The following is a 985-nucleotide window of genomic DNA, read 5'->3' on the forward strand; positions in this document are numbered from 1 at the left end:
GGTCCATGGTGTTCACTCTTTGGTTCGATCTTGCGCCCTATATGCAACCACATGGTGCGGAAACCAAGGGTTGTCTTGGACGTTTCGCACGGGTCAAAGGTCGAAGGTCGCAAAAACCGGTGCATGATCGCTTGGCTTCTCCCAGCCGCGTGCATCGCGGAGCACACGGCTGGAATGCCCCGCGTTGGAGATATCGGGCGTGGCCCATACGTGGTCCAAACGACGGCCCTTGTCTGCCGCATCCCAGTCCCGCGCCCGGTAGGACCACCAAGTATATAGCTGCCCGTCGGGGATATCCTGTCGGGTTACGTCGACCCAGCCACCCGCATCTTGCGTTTCGGCCAATTGCTCGACCTCGATGGGTGTATGTGAAACGACCTTGAGCAACTGTTTGTGCGACCAGACATCGTCTTCGCGCGGTGCAATGTTGAGATCTCCAACGAGAATGGAGTTCTGAGGTTTTTCCGCGTGAAACCAGTCGCGCATATCGGTCAGATAATCCAGCTTTTGGCCAAATTTCTCGTTCACATCGCGGTCCGGCACATCGCCACCCGCAGGAACATAGAAATTGTGGATCGTCACCCCGTTTTCGAGTTGCCCCGCTATGTGACGCGCATGTCCCAAATTGGCGAAATCCTTGTCGCCGACTTCTTTCATTGGAAGGCGCGACAGGATGGCGACGCCGTTATACCCTTTTTGTCCGCGCGCGATCATGTGTGAATAGCCGAGGGCCGAAAATCCCTCCATTGGGATCTTTTCGACAGGGGATTTACACTCCTGCAAACACAGCACATCCGGAGCCTCTTCCTGCAGCAATTTCAGAACGATAGGCTCGCGCAACCGGACTGAGTTGATGTTCCATGTGGCTAGGGTGAAGGGCATAGGAGATTCCTCTGTCGCAATTGGGCGGAGGTTAGCGTGGTGGGGAGTGTTGTGCCACGGGGAAAAATTACCTGGTAGTATGAATTGAACACTAATAGCTGCA

Annotated in this window: 1 protein-coding gene; it reads right to left on the reverse strand. The window is 55.1% G+C overall.

Annotation, left to right across the window (positions count from 1 at the left end):
* Nucleotides 1-93: 93 nt before the first annotated feature.
* A complete protein-coding gene (locus ACRZ95_RS23010) occupies nt 94-882 on the reverse strand; it encodes an exodeoxyribonuclease III (protein ID WP_170431018.1) in 789 nt (262 codons plus the stop codon).
* Nucleotides 883-985: the final 103 nt, after the last annotated feature.

The sequence above is a fragment of the Ruegeria sp. AI3 genome, from assembly GCF_056541245.1.

Excerpts from the sequence above, each read along its gene's own strand:
- ACRZ95_RS23010 (WP_170431018.1), bottom strand. The coding sequence starts at position 882 with ATGCCCTTCACCCTAGCCACATGGAACATCAACTCAGTCCGGTTGCGC.